This is a genomic window from Acidiphilium sp. 34-64-41, from assembly GCF_002282635.1.
Lineage (GTDB): Bacteria > Pseudomonadota > Alphaproteobacteria > Acetobacterales > Acetobacteraceae > Acidiphilium > Acidiphilium rubrum.
This window is the reverse complement of sequence record NZ_NCJX01000016.1, coordinates 17,380-33,205: the sequence shown is the minus strand read 5'-3', so window position 1 is coordinate 33,205 and position 15,826 is coordinate 17,380. Positions and strand designations below refer to the sequence as shown.

The following is a 15,826-nucleotide window of genomic DNA, read 5'->3' as shown; positions in this document are numbered from 1 at the left end:
GCGAAACAGGTGAACCCTGTTTTCCCGATATCCCGCCACGATGCCCATTGACGCGACTACGGCGGCTTCGTCAGGTATAGGGGTCGAAACCTACTGAGGCTGCCTTTGCCCTTGTCCGCGATCCGTGAACTGCCGCTCGACCAGTTGCTTCTCGGCGATGCCGCCGAGACGATGCGGATGCTGCCCGATGCGTCGATCGACTGTATTTTCGCCGATCCGCCGTATAATCTGCAGTTGCGCGGGGAATTGCGGCGGCCGGATGACAGTCTGGTCGATGGGGTGGATGACGATTGGGATAAATTTTCCGATTTCGCCGCCTATGACGCGTTTTCGCGGGCTTGGCTTACCGAGGCGCGGCGGTTGCTGCACAAGGATGCGACGATCTGGGTGATCGGGTCGTATCATAATATTTTCAGGCTTGGCGCGATCATGCAGGATCTGGGATTCTGGATTTTGAACGACGTGATCTGGCGCAAGACCAACCCGATGCCGAATTTCCGCGGCCGGCGGTTCACCAACGCGCATGAGACCATGATCTGGGCGGCGCGGGAGCCGAAATCGCGCTACCGGTTCAATTATCAGGCGATGAAATCATTGAACGACGACACGCAGATGCGCAGCGACTGGACGATTCCGCTCTGCACCGGCAACGAGCGGCTGCGCAATCAGCACGGGCTGAAGCTGCACCCGACCCAAAAGCCCGAGGCGTTGCTGCACCGGGTCATTCTGGCGGCGACCAATGTGGATGACGTGGTGCTCGACCCGTTTTCCGGCACGGCGACGACGGCGGCGGTGGCGAAGCGGCTGAACCGGCATTTCATCGGGATCGAGCGGCATCCCGCCTATGTCGAGGCGGGGTGGGCACGGCTGCGCGCGCTGCGGGCGGCGCCGGCGCATCTGACCAGTTCGGCGACCAACCGGCGCGAGGCGCCGCGGATCGCGTTCGGGGTGCTGGTGGAGCGCGGGCTGGTGCCGGCGGGAACCGTGCTGCACGACCGGTTGCGGCGGATTGCGGCGACGGTGACGGCGGATGGCACGATCATCGCCGGGGCGCATCGCGGCTCGATCCATCAGGTCGGCTCGCTGGTGCAGAACGCAGCGAGTTGCAACGGGTGGACGTTCTGGCATGTCGAGCGGGACGGCAGGCTTGTCGCGCTGGACCATGTGCGCGAAACCTTGCGGCCATGAGCAATACCGTTTCGATGATTTCGCCTGGGCTCGCTTCGATGACCGGGTTTGCCCGGGTGGCCGGGGCGCATGAGGCGACCAGCTATGCCTGGGAGTTGCGCAGCGTGAACGGCAAGGGGTTCGACCTCAAGCTGCGGCTGCCGCCCGGGTTCGATGCGCTGGAACCGGCGCTGCGCGACGCGGCAGGGCGACGGCTGAAGCGCGGCAATGTTTCGGTGACGCTGACGCTCAAGCGGGAGGCGGCGGTGGGCACCATGATCGATGAGGCGGTGCTCGAGCGGTATCGCGCGCGGGCGGTGGCGTTGGCGGCGCAGATTCCCGGCGCGCCGGCCCCCTGCGCGGCGGCGTTGCTGGCGTTGCCGGGGGTGATCCGCCCGGTGAGCCATGATGCCGGCGAGATCGAGGACGATGAGGCGGCGCAGGTGGCGCTGGCGAGCGAGTTGGCGGCGAGTTTCGAGGCGGCGCTGGACGACCTGGTGGTGGCGCGGCTTGCCGAGGGCGCGCGGCTGGGTGTGATGATCGCGGCGTTTCTTGACCGGATCGAGGCGCAGGTGCAGGCGGCGTGGGCGCGTGCCGATGAGCAAGTGACGCAGCATCGGGCCCGGCTGGAAGCGGCGCTGGCGGCCTTGCTGAGCGAGGCCAATCCGGTCGCACCGGATCGGCTGGCGCAGGAGGTGGCGCTGCTGGCGACCAAATCGGACGTGCGCGAGGAGTTGGACCGTCTGGGTGCCCATTGCGCGGCGGCGCGGGCGCTGCTGGGCGAGGCGGCGCCGATCGGGCGGCGGTTCGATTTCCTGATGCAGGAGTTCAATCGCGAGGCGAATACGCTGTGCAGCAAATCGACCGCGCTGGCGCTGACCGCGATCGGGCTGGAGATGAAGGCGGCGATCGAGCAATTGCGCGAACAGGTGCAGAATATTGAATAGACCCCGATGAAGCGGCGCGGGCTTTGCCTGGTGCTGGCGGCGCCTTCGGGTGCGGGCAAGACATCGCTCTCGCGCGCGTTGCTGGACGGGGATGAGTTCATGTCGCTCTCGGTGAGTGCCACCACCCGCGCGCCGCGGCCGGGCGAGCAGGAGGGCGTGCATTATTATTTCAAGACGCCTGAAACCTTCGCCGCAATGATCGCCGCGGGGGATTTCCTGGAGCATGCCAGCGTGTTCGGTCGGTCGTACGGCACGCCGCGCGCGCCGGTCGAAGCGGCGCTGGCGGCCGGGCGCGATATTCTGTTCGATATCGACTGGCAGGGCTACCGGCAACTGCGCGCGGCGCTGCCGAACGATGTGATGGGCGTGTTCATCCGCACGCCGACGCTTGCGGATCTGCGCACCAGGCTGGTCGGGCGCGGCGATGACGCAGCGACGATCGCGCGGCGGATGGCGGAGGCAGAGACCGAGTTGGCGCACCAGACCGAATTCGATTTCATCATCGAGAACCGCGATTTCGAGGTGGCGCTGACCGATTTGCGGGCGGTCCGGCGGGCGTGCCGGTTGATGACGTCGCGGCTGGCGTAGTTCCCGCATCGTTGCGTTCACGCCGCACCTGGCTAGAGTGATCGCTTGGACATCACCCCACCCCGCCTGTACCTGTATTTCGATGCGGTGATCCGCCACGGGTCGATCCGCGGCGCGGCGGAGGCACTGCGCGTTGCCGCTTCCGCGGTCAGCCGCCGCATCCTCGACCTCGAAGCCGAGCTCGGCACCGCCTTCTTCGACCGCTCGCAGAAAGGTGTGCAGCTCACGCCGGCTGGTGAAATCTTCGCCGCCCATGTCCGCCGCGTGCTGGCCGATGTTCGCCAGACCAGCGAGGCGTTGCAGGAATTGCAGGGGCCGATGCGCGGCCATGTCATCCTTGCCTCCGCCGAATCCGCGGCGATCGAACTGCTGCCCGGCATGATGGTGCAATTCCAGCAGCAATTTCCGCATGTGCGGTTCAGCGTCGCGGTCGGCACGCCCGCCGCCCTGCTGGCTGATCTGCTGGACGACCGGGCCGATCTGATCCTGACCCATGAGGAGCCGCACCATCACGATGTCGCGGTGCTCGCCGAGATCAGCAAGTCGTTCTGCGCCATGATGCGCATCGGCCATCCGCTGGCCGCCCACCCCGTACTGTCGATCCACGACTGCCTGGGCTACCCGATCGTCCTGGCCGAGGCCGACCTCGCCGCGCGTGCGCTGGTCGATACCGCCCTGGCCGATTCGGAAATCACCATGGGCAGTGCCACCATCAAGACCAAACCGGTGCTGATCACCAACATGTTCGAGGTGATGAAGCACTACGTACGCCTGACCGACGCGGTGTCCTTTCAGTTCCACCTCGCCGGCAGCGCCCGCGCGCCGCTCGACGGCGTCATCGCGATCCCCCTGGCTGACCGGCAGCTCGCCAGCGCACGGCTGTTTCTTGCCGCCCGCCGCGGCCGCATTCTGTCCAGCAGCGCCCAGGCCGTGGCGGAGGCGCTGCGGGCCGGCCTGTCCGGCACCGATCAGGCCTGAACCAGCCGTGCCGCGTTCTGTTTTCGGCAACGGGGCGGCCTGATTATTATGCTATCCGTTTCGGTCAAGCATGGTTAACAAAACCTATCGAATTACTGAACCAAGCCTTTCCAGACGACGCATAAATCGAAAGTTTGTTTTTGCAGATGACCGAATTTCCACGCGCTGAACCTGTCGTTTCCACACTTTGTAACCCCACCACGTGCAGCCGCGCCTGGTGGCGTTCACCGGCGCCCTAGTCAGGAACATCCGACATGAGCAGCAGCACCATCGGCAGCACGACGATCGCCGCACTGAAGCAAGGCCGCGCGGCCGACCCGAGCCCGCCGCCCTGTTTCGTCGCAGGGACCCGTATCCTGACCGCCAGGGGCGACGTCGCGGTGGAGCATCTGCGCGCTGGCGAGGCGCTTGTTCTGGCAAATGGCCAGACCGCACCGCTCGTATGGCTCGGACATCGGCGGATCGATCTGCTCCTCCACCCGCAGCGCGAACGCGACCTGCCCGTACTGATCGAGGCCAGTGCCATCGCCGATGGTATGCCCAGGCGTGACCTGATGCTTTCGCCTGACCATGCGTTGTTGCTTGAAGGTCACCTGATCCCTGCCAGGGCGCTGATCAATGGCGTTACCATCCGTCAGGTCGGATCAGGGACCATCACCTATTATCATGTCGAGCTGCCGACCCACGCCGTGGTGCAGGCCGAGGGTGTTCCGGCGGAATCCCTCCGCAAAACCCGCAGTCGCGCCGCGTTCGACAACGGCGACGGACCACTCGTTCTGCACCCCGAATTTGCGCAATCCCGCCGCGAATCGGATGGCTGCGCACCGTTCGCGACCGCGGGCCGCATCATCGAACGCGTCCGCCGCCGCCTGCTGGCACGCGCCGCCATCACCACCACCAGTGATCCCGCGATGATCATCCGCCGCCGCGCCGATGGTGCCGCGATCATTGAAAGCCGCAGCGCCATTCCCGGCCACATCACCCACGACCCGCGCGACTGCCGCCAGCTCGGCATCAAGATCGCGACACTGACGATCGACGACACGATCATCCCGCTCGACCACACGGCCCTGACCGAAGGCTGGCACAACCCCGAACCCGGCGGGCGCTGGACCGACGGGGCAGCGGTGATCCCCGCGGCATTGCTGACCGACTCGGCTGAGATCGCCGTCAGCATCGCCGCGACCTTGGCTTATCCGCTCGGGCGGAGCGCGACGCGCGTACGCCACCGCGCACGCTGACGGGCTGATCCGAAACCTGCCCCTCTCTGCAAACCAGTTCAGACGGAGATCCACCATGTCGGGCAGCACGATCGATCGCACCGGCACCAATGGCGTCACGCTCGGCAGTGCCCGCTACCCGACAGCCCTCACCGTCGCCGACGGGCCGATCACGCCCGATGTCGTCAGGGAACCCGCGCCCTGCTTCACTACGGGCACCCGCATTCTCACCACACGCGGCGAGGTTCCGGTCGAGGAATTGTGCATCGGCGACAGTATCATCCGCCACGACGGCACCCGTGCGACCGCCGCGAACTCGGGATCAAGATTGCGACATTGACGATCGACGGCACGGCGATCCCGCTCGATCACCCGGACCTGACCGAAGGCTGGTACAGCCCCGAACCCGATGGCCGCTGGACCGACGGCGCCAGCGTGGTCCCGGCCCGGATCGTGGCCGGCGGCCGGGATATCGTGATCACGATCGCGGCGACATTGGCGTATCCGCTGTCGATCCCGCCTGGGACATTGCAAGCCGTATCTGCATAAATTACCGCGGAATTTCATTATTTGACCAGAAAATAAGCACAAAACCCCATCAATACGGTTCCGGCCGTTGTGGCCGATGATTGCCTGATTAAAAAAAGTGCTTTACCTCGTTTTTGCTCAAAAACGATCCCTCGCGCCCGGTCTCACCACACCACCGCCTCGGGTTTGTCAAAGCCATCTGAACCCGATAGATGAGGCCCGCGTAAGGCTGCGTAAACGTATGATTTATTCATTGCGATTGTCGAACGGATCGACATCGTAAACCGGAAGGGAGTGATCCAATGACCATCTCTATTTCACGCAAGCAATTCCTGCTTGGTGCCGGCGCCGCTGCGGGCGCTGCCGTTCTGGCCCCCGGCGCGGCCCGCGCGGCGCGCCCCTATGTTATCAAGCTCGGGTTGGACGTGCCGATCGATCATCCCACCGCCATCCACGCGACCGAAGCCGGCAAGATGATCGCCGCTGAAACCAAGGGCCGCGTCCGCGTGCAGGTGTTCCCCAGCAACGAACTGGGCGATGATACGCATATGCTCTCCGAAGTGCGCTCCGGCGCGATCCAGATGATGGGCATCGGTGATAACATTCTCTCGAGCCTGGTGCCGAGTGCCGCGATCGACAACGTCGGGTTCGCGTTCAAAAATATTGAAACCGCCTGGAAGGCGCTCGACGGCAAAGTGGGCGATGTCGTCCGCGCCGATATCATGAAGGCCGGCGTCTACCCGATGCGCCGCATCTGGGACGAGGGCTTCCGCCAGATCACCACGAGCACGATGCCGATCAAGACGCCCGCAGACCTCAAGGGCTTCAAGATCCGCGTCCCGCCCAGCCCGATTTCGGTCTCGCTGTTCAAATATCTCGGCGCCGCGCCAACCTCGCTCAACATCGCCGAACTCTACACCGCGCTGCAGACCAAGGTGGTCGATGGCCAGGAAAATCCGCTCGGCCTGATCGAGACGCAAAAATACTACCAGGTCCAGAAATACTGCTCGATGACCAACCACATGTGGGTCGGCTACTGGATGCTGGTGAACGCCACCTTCTGGAAATCGCTCCCCGCCGCCGATCGCAAGATCGTTGAAGCCGCGTTCAACGAACAGGCGCCCAAGCAGCGCATGGCCAACAACATGCTGAACAACTCGCTGCAAGGCAAGCTGACCAAGCAGGGCATGATGTTCAACACCACCGACCCCAGCCAGTTTCAGGATGCGCTGGTCAAGGCCGGGTTCTACAAGGACTGGCAGGCCAAGTTCGGCCCCAGCCTGTGGTCCGCGCTCGAGGCCTACACCGGCAAGCTGGCCTGAGCCGGCCGCAGCGTTCGCGTGATGACACCAAAAACGAGTCTGCCAGCCGCCCTTCTGGGGCGGCTGGACACGGCGGTCGACTGGGTCAGCCAGGGGCTCGCCGGAGCCCTGGTTGTCACTGAAATCCTCATCCTGTTCGTCGGCGTCGTGTTCCGCTACGGGCTCGACAAGCCGCTGATCTGGTCGAACGAACTCGCCGAAATCCTGTTCCTGTGGCTCGTCAGCCTCGGCGCCGTCATTGCCCTGCGCCGTAGCGAACACATGCGCATGACTGTGCTGGTCGCCAAACTCAGCCCCTCCCGCCAGCGCTTCCTCGCCCGCCTCGCCGGGCTGATCGTCGCGGTGTTCACGCTCGAACTCATTATCCCCGGGCTCGGTTATATGGCGGCGCAGCAGGCGATCACCACGCCAACCCTGCATATCCCCGGATCATGGGAAGTCGCCGGGCAAATCCTTGCCCTGATCATGCTGTTCTACGTCGCCCTCCGCCAACTCTTTGCCGGCATCACCTGGCCCGAACTCCTGATCACCCTTGCCATCGGCATCGCCATCGGCGTCGGTCTCTGGGCCTCCGAAAACCTGCTCTACGACATCGGCAACGGCGACCTTGTCGTCTTTTTCGTCGTCATCGTCGGTGTCTGCATCTTCGCCGGCGTGCCCATCGCCTTCTCGTTCGGTATCGCCACCATCGGCTACATCTACTTCACCACCTCGATTCCGCTCTCCATCGTGATCAGCCAGATGGACCAGGGCATGGCCTCGATCGAACTGCTCGCCGTGCCGATGTTCGTCGTCCTCGGCCTGCTGCTGGAAATGACCGGTATCGCCCGCGCCCTGGTCAACCTGCTCACCGCCCTGGTCGGCAACCGGCGCGGCGGCCTGTCCTACGTGTTGATCGGCGCCATCTACCTCATCGCCGGCATCTCCGGCTCCAAAGCCGCCGATCAGGCCGCCGTCGCCCCTGTGCTGCTGCCCGAAATGAAACGGCGCGGCATCCCGCCCGGCGAACTCGTCGCCCAGCTCGCTTCGGCCGCCGCCATGTCGGAAACCATTCCGCCCAGCCTTGTTCTCATTATTGTCGGCGCCGTCACCGGCGTTTCCACCGCCGCCCTGTTCACCGGCGGCCTGCTCCCCGCCGCGGTCGCGGCACTCGGCCTTATCGTGCTGATCTTCTTTCGTACCCGCGGCGAAACACCCAGCGGCACCAGCGTCGCCCCGCGCGAAGCCCTGCGCCTGTTCATCATCGCCATCCCCGCGCTGATCCTGCCGTTCCTCATCCGCTACGCCGTGCTCGCCGGCATCGCCACCGCCACCGAAGTCGCCACCATCGGCGTCATATACGCCGTCTTCGTCGGCATCACGATCTACCGTAGCTTCGACCTCAAACGCCTGTTCCCCCTGCTGGTCGAAACCGCCGCCCTGTCCGGCGCCATCCTGCTGATCATCGGCGCCGCCAGCGCCATGGCATGGGCACTCACCCAGGCCGGCTTCGCCCAGGCGCTGACCGCCGCGATGACCGGTATCCCCGGCGGCAAATACGGCTTCATGGCCGTCTCGATCCTGCTGTTCATCGTGCTCGGCAGCGTGCTCGAAGGCCTGCCCGCCATGGTCCTGTTCGGCCCCCTCCTGTTCCCGATCGCCCAACAGGTTGGTATCAACGTCGTTCAATACGCCATCGTCTCGATCCTCGCGATGGGCATCGGCCTGTTCTCGCCACCCTTCGGCGTCGGCTTCTACCAAACCTGCCTGATCAGCAAAACCTCGAGCGACGAAGCCGTCACCCGCATCTGGCCCTACATGGCCACCCTCGTGGTGACCTTGATCGTCATCGCCGCCGTGCCGTGGATATCGACGGGGTTTTTGTGACGCGGGGAGGAAGCAAGGCGGGGGCTCTGCCCCTCGACCCCGTTAAAGGCGGAGCCTTTAAAATCCATTAGTTTTCGGCAAGGGGAGGGCGCTGCCTGGGTGGTTCCGTCGATCTGGCCTGTGTCGCCCTCCCCTTGCCGAAAACTAGCGGGTTCTAAGGGCTAAGCCCTTAGTGGGGGTCGAGGGGGCAAAGCCCCCCGCCTTGCTTGCTTTCTCGCCTCACGACAACACCCCGCGTTTCTCGGCCGCGCGGCCGTATAGGAAGGTCCATAGCATCAGCAGGCCGATGGTTGAGTATCCGACGATTGGCCCGATGATCAGGAATCGTCCGACCGGCAGCGAGAATACCAGCACGCTGCGGACGGCGGTTTCCGCGATGAAGCCGATGCCCCACACGATGGTCATTACGCCCATCATGCGGCGGAAGGCGGGATCGTCCTTATAGGTTTCGAACTCGGCGCTGTCTTCGGCGGATTGGCGTTTCAGGCTGGCGCTTGCCAGCACGTACATCAGGGGTCGGCCGATGATGGCCGAGCCCACGAACACGATGCCGATCAACCCGGTGATCAGCGATTCCCGCATCAGGAGCAATTTCGGCGATCCGCCGAGCGCGAAGCCGAGCAGTGAAAGTCCGATGCCGCCTAGCACCATCACCGAAATGGCGTCCACCCGCCGCTTGCGGGCAAACTCCACCAGGCTCCAGGCCATCGGCGGCGCGGCGGAGGCCATGATGGCGTGGATCTCGCCGACATGGGGTTTCGCCACCCGATACACGATCCAGGGCAGCAGGAAGTTGAAGACGAGTTCCAGCCCCAGCATCACGCGTTTGCGGGTGATCAGCGGCGATTTCGGTTCGGTCGTCATGAGAGCGTATCGGCACCTTCCAATATTTGCGCGGTGGAGCGGGAGATTTCATCCGCCCCGATCGGGTCCGCCCGTCCGCCCAGATGCGCTGCGAGAAACTGCTCGGTAATCGCGTTGAACGCAATATTGTTCTCTGGCCGGGCGAACCCGTGCCCTTCATCGGGGAAGAGCACGTAGCTTACCGCGATCCCTTTTGCCTTCAGTGCCGCGACCATCTGGTCGGATTCCGCCTGTTTCACCCGCGGGTCGTTGGCACCCTGGCCGATCAGCAGCGGCCGGGCCAAGCGGTCCGCGAGGTGTACCGGCGAGCGTTCGCGCAGCAACGCCAGGCCATCCGCGGTGTCGGGATCGCCGATCGATTTATGGAAAATCGCCTTCGCCGCTTCCCAATAGGGCGGGATCGTCGCCAGCAGCGTTTCCAGATTCGACGGGCCGACGATATCGACGCCGCAGGCGTATTTGGTCGGGTTGCGCGTCATCGCCGCGAGTGTTGCGTAGCCGCCGTAGGATCCGCCCATGATCGCAATGCGCGACGCATCGGCGATGCCGGCCCCGATCGCCCAATCCACCGCATCGAGCAGATCGTCGTCCATCGCGCGGCCCCATTCGTAGTTGCCCGCGTTCAGGAACCCCTTGCCGAACCCGGTGGAGGCGCGGAAATTGACGGAAAGCACCGCATAACCCCGGTTCGCCAGCCATTGATGGTAGGAATTGTAGCCGAACGTATCGCGCGCCCACGGCCCGCCGTGCACCATCAGCACCATCGGCAACGCCTGCGCCGGCCGCCCCGGTGTTGCCTCATCACTCCCCTTTGGCAGGGTCAGGTAACATACCAGCTTCAACCCATCGCGCGCGTCGATCACCACCGGATGCATTGCCGCCAGCGGCGCATCCGCGAGTTCAGGGCGCGAATCATAGAGTTTTTCCAGCGTCTTCAAAGTCCGGTCGTACAGATACGCTGCGGCCGGCGCGGTATCCGCATCGGCGCCGACCACCCACAACCGGTCGTCATCGGTGCGCGATTGCAAGCCCCAGTCACCGATCCCCGCCCCATCCAGAAACGCCAGATCCGCCGCCACCGCCGCATCGAGCGCCACATACCGGTTGCGCTCGTAATTCACGCTGTAGGCCAGGGGCGCTTTCGAGTGCGGATCGACCAGGACCGCGCCGATATCCGCCCGCGCATCCGCCGCAATTTCGTGTGCCGCACCGGTTGCGAAATCGAGCCGATATAACGCCGCGGTATCCCGCCCCGCGCTCGATCGCAGCAGCGTGCTGCCATCCGACGCGAAAAGATCTTCGATGCCGGATGTCATGGCATCCTCCGGCGCGAACCGCATGAACTCCGCCCACCCCGCCGCCGCATCCGGCCGCAGCACCAGCTGGCTGCCATCTGGCTGGATCACGACCGCATACCGCACCGCGAAATCATCATCGATCCCGAAGCCGGCAAACCCCGGATTTTCTGCGATCATCGTTGCCTCACCGGTAGCGATATCGACCCGGACCAAATCCGGAAACTGCGGATTGCGCGCGTTATGACTGATCACGACCGCCCCGGGGTGCTGGCGCGAAACCTTCGCGAGCTCCGCCCGCACGCCCTCGAACGGCGTCAAATCCCGCGCCGCACCGGTTTTGATATCGACGGCGTGGATGTGATAATTCTCATCCCCATCGGTATCGCGCCCGACCAGCACATGACGCGAATCCTTTGCCCATTCATAAAACGGCACGCCGCGCTTTGTTTCGCGGGTCAACGGCGTGGCCTGATCGAGCGCGGCGCGCGGGGCGATGAACACATTCATCACCCCATCCAACGGTGCGAGAAACGTGATATGTGCCCCATCCGGGCTGATCGCAGCACCCCGCCGACTCGGATTGCCGAACAGTGCGGCCCGCGAAATCAACGGCGTCGTCGTGAAAGCGTTCATGGATATCCCCCATCGAGAGCAATGCCCTCCAAGATGCCTTCAAACGCGGTGAACGCAAGCGGGCAGGGGGCGTGGGCGCGGTAAAACCCGCCGTCAAAGGCGTATCTCACGAAAACGAGATAGCGCCGGCCTTCAACCCAGGCAGAAGCGCCGCAGCAGCAGGCCGGGGACGTACCAGACATCGATCGCCGCCATCACCACCGCCGGCAACGCGCTGAGCGGTGCGGCGATGGCGCTGATCCGCCCGCCGAGGCGGGGAATTATCAGCATCAGGAACGGCAGGAACAACAGATAATAGCGGCCCTGCGGACCGTAGATCATCGCGCTGCCCACTTTGTCCCAACTCAGATAGACCGCAATCTCGACCGCCAGCACGCTGAGGACCACCAGCGCGAGGATCAGCGCCGCATCGCGCCATGACCAGCGCAGCCCAGCCGCGCGCGGCGCCGCCAGCACGCCGAGTGCGGCACACAGACTGGCGATGTCCCAGCCGAGATAGGCCGGCGGCGCCAGGCTGATGCTTAGCCAGCCCAACATGCCGATGCCCGATTTCACCAGGAACCCGAAATTCGCCACCAGAAACCCGACCGGCAGGGTGAGCAATCGGGCGGGGTCGGCCAGAAACACGCGCGCGGCGGCCGCCGGATCGGTCGTGCTGAACATGGTGCTGGCCGGCCCCGGCCACAGCGGGCCTGGATGATACGGGCCGAGCAGATACGGCATCAGTGAGACCCGCGTCATGATCGCGACCCAGATCAGCGGCGGGATTGCCCAAAGCGCGGTCAGCGCCAGGCGCCGCCAGCGGTGCGGCAGCGCGAGCGGCGCCAGCACCGCGAACAGCAACAGCCCGTACGGCGGCTTGGAGAGAATGATCAGCGTCATCACCGGCAGAAACCACCAGCGCCACCGCCGATGCCGCACCGGATCGAGCGTGAGCAACGCACCGGCCAGCGCGCTGAGCGCGATCAACATGCCATCCTGGTTGAACGACGCGCCAAGGCTCAGCGCCTCGGGGAACGACAATGTGGCGAACAGCACGGCCCGGCCGAACCGCGCAATGGCGATGGCGAGCATGCCGACCAGCACATAGGCGAGCAGCATGCCCACCCGCCCGGTGAACAGCGCGGCCAACGGGCGCTGCCCGACCGCGCGGCCGGCCGCGATGCCGAGCGTGCCGGGCAGATAAAGTGCTGGAAAATACTGCGTTGTGTTGAAATCGATGTCGATGATCTGCGCCTTGGTCCAGGGCTGGCGCGCGGTGCTGGCGATTGAGGCCGGCGCTGTGCAGGTGGCGTTCATCTCGCCGATCGAGGCATTCAACAACCCGAAATTGATCCGCGTCGCCGGAACGATCACCTCGGCCTTGCCAACCGGCTTGAACGGCACCCGCCGCCCGAGCCACTGGCCGTGCAACAGCGCCCCGGCCCGCGCGATATGCGCAGGCTCATCGGCCACCTGGCCGATCGGCGTGAGCAACGCGAGGCGCAGGCCGGTGGCGAGGCTGAGGACCAGAAACAGACCGGCCAGCCCCAATTGTGCGATCAGATGCGGCCAGCGGAATCGGTTCATGCGCAAGATCATGCCCGATTGCCCAGCATTTGGCACGTGCGGCGGTTCGGCATGGACCGATCGCGAATTCGCCGTTACACGCAATCAGCCACGTGCGGCGCCACGACCGCACTACGTTCCGGAGATACCGTTTGGGGACCAAGCCGCTGACCGCCACCAACCCGCCAAGCGCTTCGTCCTCTGTTCTCGATCGCCGACCCTGGATCATCCCGGTTTTGTTGGTGCTGCTACCGCTGATCGGCCATCTGCCATCGGTGATCCTCGGGCTGAGTTCGAACCCGATCTGGACGCAATCGGGTGCGGTTCTCGGCGTCGGTCCCCAGCTTCTGGCCGGCTGGTCGTTCGGTGATCCCAACGTCGGTTGGACCAATCAGGCGCTTGGCCATCTTGTCGCGCATGATTGGTTGCACGGTAGAATTCCATGGTGGAATCCCTATTCCGGGATCGGCCTGCCGCTTGCAGGCGAAATGCAGCCGGCCGCGTTCTTTCTTCCCTTCGTGCTGTTGCTCGCGTTTCAGGGTGGCATGTTTTGGCTTGAAGCCTCTCTTCAGGTCTTTGCCGGCGTTGTAACCTATCTGTTATTGCGCCGTTTGGGCACTGGCCGGTCGAGCGCCCTGATCGGGGCCATTCTTTATCAGTTCAATGGCACCTTCAGTTGGGTTCCAAACGAAGCCAACTTGAATGTGATGCCATTTTTGCCTCTATTGCTGCTCGGTATCGAATACGCCCGCGACCGCACCGGTGGTCGTATCAGTATTCTTGTTGTTGCGTTGTCCATTGGCGGGTCGATTGTCGCTGGGTTTCCGGAGGCGGCTTACATCAACGGTACCATGGCGCTGCTCTGGATGGTCTGCCGCTTCGTCACAGAACCGCATCGTGTCGCGTTCTTGCTGCGTGTTGTCGTAGGAGGTCTGCTTGGCCTGCTGCTGGCCGGGCCGGTCATCGTCGCGTTTGCGGACTTCGGGATCGCCAGTTCCATTGTTCAGAGCCATCTGGTTGGGCTGCTTGGACTCGACCGTCGCTCCTTTGCAGGCTTTGTCGTTCCATACATCTTTGGCACACTCGCGAATAATCTCGGCAGCACGCAAATGCTCTATGTCGATGGCGGTATGGGTGGCTACTGCGCCGCGTTTATGATCCCCCTCGCAGTGATTGGGTTGACCCAGCGTCGCAACCCGGCGCTATCCATCATATTGGCCATCTGGCTAGCGCTTAGTATGGGAAAAACCTTTGCTTTCCCGCCAGTTATGGTTGCCATGAATGCGATGCCGTTCATGCGCGATGTAGAGTTTTTCCGCTATGCTGCGCCATCTTGGGAACTCGCGATGGTGGTGCTTGTGGCAGTTGGACTCGATGAGGCCTCGCCAGGTCTCTGGCGACCCATCCTGGGGTTCGTTGCTACCCTGTTTGCGATCATGGATGCGATTTATCTCGCCTGGCCATGGGCACAGGGTTGGCATTGGAATGCAATGGATCGGCACATCATGGTGACGTGGCTATACCGTGCAACGGGTCTTGAAATTATTGTGCTGATCGTCGCGGCGGCCCTCTGGTTCACGTTTCGCGGCGAAACCCGCCGCTTGATCCTCGGCGCGGTCTTGATCGTTAACACAATGGGTTTGTTTTCAATACCTCAGTTATCTGGCGTCAAACCGGGGCGGGTCGACTGGTCTGCAATCCGGTTTCTACGGCATCATGTTGGTCTTGGTCGCTTTTATAGTCTTGGCCCAATCCAGCCCAACTATTCCGCCTATTTCCAGATTCCCAGTCTTGACCATAACTATTCTCCGATCGCAAGTAACTGGGTCAATTACATCGAAAAGAACCTCAGTCGTGCGATACTAGGGCAAGGCGGTATCGTATTTTGGCCGTCGTTTCCGCCGATGCAAGAAACCACCTCGATCAACGATATCAATAGTGATGGTCGATATTATCGGTTCCTGGGTGTCAATTATATCGTCACGACACCGGGCGTGACCATGGCCTCGACGGTCGCGGTTCCACCCGACGGTTCGCCCGAACGCCCCATGCCGCTCAATGCGGGCGAATCCTTGACGGTTCATGAAACGGCATCAGACCAATTTACCAATTTTCCTCCGATTGCAAAACTCGGCGTATTCCAAGGCAATTTCAACAATACCGCAGACGGTATTCTGTCGATCACTCTATGTGCTGATGGAAAATGCGGTCAGGGGCAGCGTAATCTTGCCGAGTCGGGCGACAACAGTCCGTTTTTCGTCAACCTCGCCCCTCCTGTGTCGATCAAGCCCGGTGAGGCATTTACTGCGACGATCAGCCATCTGAACGGCACTCACGGCGACGCGGTATGGCTGTGGCCGCATCGCGGCGCGGGCGTAACCCTGCGCACCGGGTCTGGCCAGGCGCTCCCAAACGCTACGATTCGGCTGATTTTCGGAAAAGGCGGCGGCGTAGAACGCTTCAAATCAGTCTACCGTGACAATCTGATGCAAATCTGGCGGAACAATGGAGCTGATCCGTTTTACACGACATCGGGGGCCTCTTGTCATATTACAAACGCAACATTCAGCCGTTTGATTGCAAATTGTGCCGGTAGGGCGACGCTCGTTCGTCGTGAATTGTCAATGGCGGGTTGGCACGCCACGGACAATGGCGCCCTAGTTCCCGTCGATGTCGCTGGCGGCATCGTTCAGAAGATCGTTCTCAGACCGGGGATCAACCACGTCAGGTTCGCGTTCTGGCCCCCTTACGTCACGTATGCATGGATCGGCTTCTGGCTCGCAGTTTTGGGCCTTCTGATCATTCTGCTGATGCCACGGAACCAGCGCTTCGGCACGACCAATCAGCACTATCGAGCTGGTTAGATC

General features: G+C 63.2%; 13 protein-coding genes. 10 read left to right on the top strand and 3 right to left on the bottom strand.

Annotated features, from left to right (window positions below):
• The first annotated feature begins 171 nt into the window (after positions 1–171).
• The 9 genes from B7X49_RS05005 (at position 172) to B7X49_RS04965 (ending at position 8,616) form a co-directional block, all read left to right on the top strand.
• Positions 172–1,188 (top strand): DNA methyltransferase, encoded by a 1,017-nt coding sequence (locus tag B7X49_RS05005; protein ID WP_175612103.1) that lies wholly within the window; start codon positions 172–174, stop codon positions 1,186–1,188.
• A complete protein-coding gene (locus B7X49_RS05000) occupies positions 1,185–2,114 on the top strand; it encodes a YicC/YloC family endoribonuclease (protein ID WP_286703317.1) in 930 nt (309 codons plus the stop codon). The genes B7X49_RS05005 and B7X49_RS05000 overlap by 4 nt, the downstream gene beginning before the upstream one ends.
• 6 nt (positions 2,115–2,120) lie before the next feature.
• On the top strand, positions 2,121–2,702 hold the full coding sequence (gene gmk / locus B7X49_RS04995; protein WP_286703316.1) for a guanylate kinase: 582 nt from the start codon (positions 2,121–2,123) through the stop codon (positions 2,700–2,702).
• A 45-nt stretch (positions 2,703–2,747) separates the two neighbouring features.
• Positions 2,748–3,680, top strand: a complete 933-nt coding sequence (locus B7X49_RS04990) for a LysR family transcriptional regulator (RefSeq protein ID WP_286703315.1) — start codon at positions 2,748–2,750, stop codon at positions 3,678–3,680.
• A gap of 254 nt (positions 3,681–3,934) precedes the next feature.
• Positions 3,935–4,921 carry a Hint domain-containing protein gene (locus tag B7X49_RS04985; protein ID WP_286703314.1) on the top strand — a complete coding sequence of 329 codons (987 nt, stop codon included), beginning with the start codon at positions 3,935–3,937 and terminating at the stop codon, positions 4,919–4,921.
• Positions 4,922–4,976: 55 nt separating this feature from the next.
• A complete protein-coding gene (locus tag B7X49_RS04980; RefSeq protein ID WP_286703313.1) occupies positions 4,977–5,240 on the top strand; it encodes a Hint domain-containing protein in 264 nt (87 codons plus the stop codon).
• The gene (locus B7X49_RS04975) at positions 5,237–5,449 is read left to right on the top strand and encodes a hypothetical protein (RefSeq protein WP_286703312.1); all 213 of its coding nucleotides are present in this window, start codon (positions 5,237–5,239) and stop codon (positions 5,447–5,449) included. The genes B7X49_RS04980 and B7X49_RS04975 overlap by 4 nt, the downstream gene beginning before the upstream one ends.
• A 281-nt stretch (positions 5,450–5,730) precedes the next feature.
• Positions 5,731–6,750, top strand: a complete 1,020-nt coding sequence (locus B7X49_RS04970) for a TRAP transporter substrate-binding protein (RefSeq protein ID WP_286703311.1) — start codon at positions 5,731–5,733, stop codon at positions 6,748–6,750.
• Positions 6,751–6,771: 21 nt separating this feature from the next.
• The gene (locus B7X49_RS04965; protein WP_286703310.1) at positions 6,772–8,616 is read left to right on the top strand and encodes a TRAP transporter large permease subunit; all 1,845 of its coding nucleotides are present in this window, start codon (positions 6,772–6,774) and stop codon (positions 8,614–8,616) included.
• A gap of 219 nt (positions 8,617–8,835) precedes the next feature.
• Here B7X49_RS04965 and B7X49_RS04960 read toward each other — a convergent pair whose 3' ends face one another.
• From B7X49_RS04960 to B7X49_RS04950, 3 genes are all read right to left on the bottom strand, one after another.
• Entirely contained in the window at positions 8,836–9,480 is a 645-nt protein-coding gene (locus B7X49_RS04960; RefSeq protein WP_286703309.1) for a VC0807 family protein, read from the bottom strand.
• Positions 9,477–11,411, bottom strand: a complete 1,935-nt coding sequence (locus B7X49_RS04955) for an alpha/beta fold hydrolase (protein WP_286703308.1) — start codon at positions 11,409–11,411, stop codon at positions 9,477–9,479. Before B7X49_RS04955 ends, B7X49_RS04960 begins: the two co-directional genes overlap by 4 nt.
• A gap of 132 nt (positions 11,412–11,543) precedes the next feature.
• Positions 11,544–12,980, bottom strand: a complete 1,437-nt coding sequence (locus B7X49_RS04950; RefSeq protein WP_286703307.1) for a DUF2142 domain-containing protein — start codon at positions 12,978–12,980, stop codon at positions 11,544–11,546.
• Positions 12,981–13,111: 131 nt separating this feature from the next.
• Here B7X49_RS04950 and B7X49_RS04945 point away from each other — a divergent pair, with 131 nt between their 5' ends.
• Positions 13,112–15,823 carry a hypothetical protein gene (locus tag B7X49_RS04945; RefSeq protein ID WP_286703306.1) on the top strand — a complete coding sequence of 904 codons (2,712 nt, stop codon included), beginning with the start codon at positions 13,112–13,114 and terminating at the stop codon, positions 15,821–15,823.
• Positions 15,824–15,826: the final 3 nt, after the last annotated feature.

Coding starts and splice junctions, on each gene's coding strand:
- B7X49_RS05005 (WP_175612103.1), top strand. CDS start 172: ATGCGGATGCTGCCCGATGCGTCGATCGACTGTATTTTCGCCGATCCG.
- B7X49_RS05000 (WP_286703317.1), top strand. CDS start 1,185: ATGAGCAATACCGTTTCGATGATTTCGCCTGGGCTCGCTTCGATGACC.
- gmk (WP_286703316.1), top strand. CDS start 2,121: ATGAAGCGGCGCGGGCTTTGCCTGGTGCTGGCGGCGCCTTCGGGTGCG.
- B7X49_RS04985 (WP_286703314.1), top strand. CDS start 3,935: ATGAGCAGCAGCACCATCGGCAGCACGACGATCGCCGCACTGAAGCAA.
- B7X49_RS04980 (WP_286703313.1), top strand. CDS start 4,977: ATGTCGGGCAGCACGATCGATCGCACCGGCACCAATGGCGTCACGCTC.
- B7X49_RS04970 (WP_286703311.1), top strand. CDS start 5,731: ATGACCATCTCTATTTCACGCAAGCAATTCCTGCTTGGTGCCGGCGCC.
- B7X49_RS04965 (WP_286703310.1), top strand. CDS start 6,772: ATGACACCAAAAACGAGTCTGCCAGCCGCCCTTCTGGGGCGGCTGGAC.
- B7X49_RS04960 (WP_286703309.1), bottom strand. CDS start 9,480: ATGACGACCGAACCGAAATCGCCGCTGATCACCCGCAAACGCGTGATG.
- B7X49_RS04955 (WP_286703308.1), bottom strand. CDS start 11,411: ATGAACGCTTTCACGACGACGCCGTTGATTTCGCGGGCCGCACTGTTC.
- B7X49_RS04950 (WP_286703307.1), bottom strand. CDS start 12,980: ATGAACCGATTCCGCTGGCCGCATCTGATCGCACAATTGGGGCTGGCC.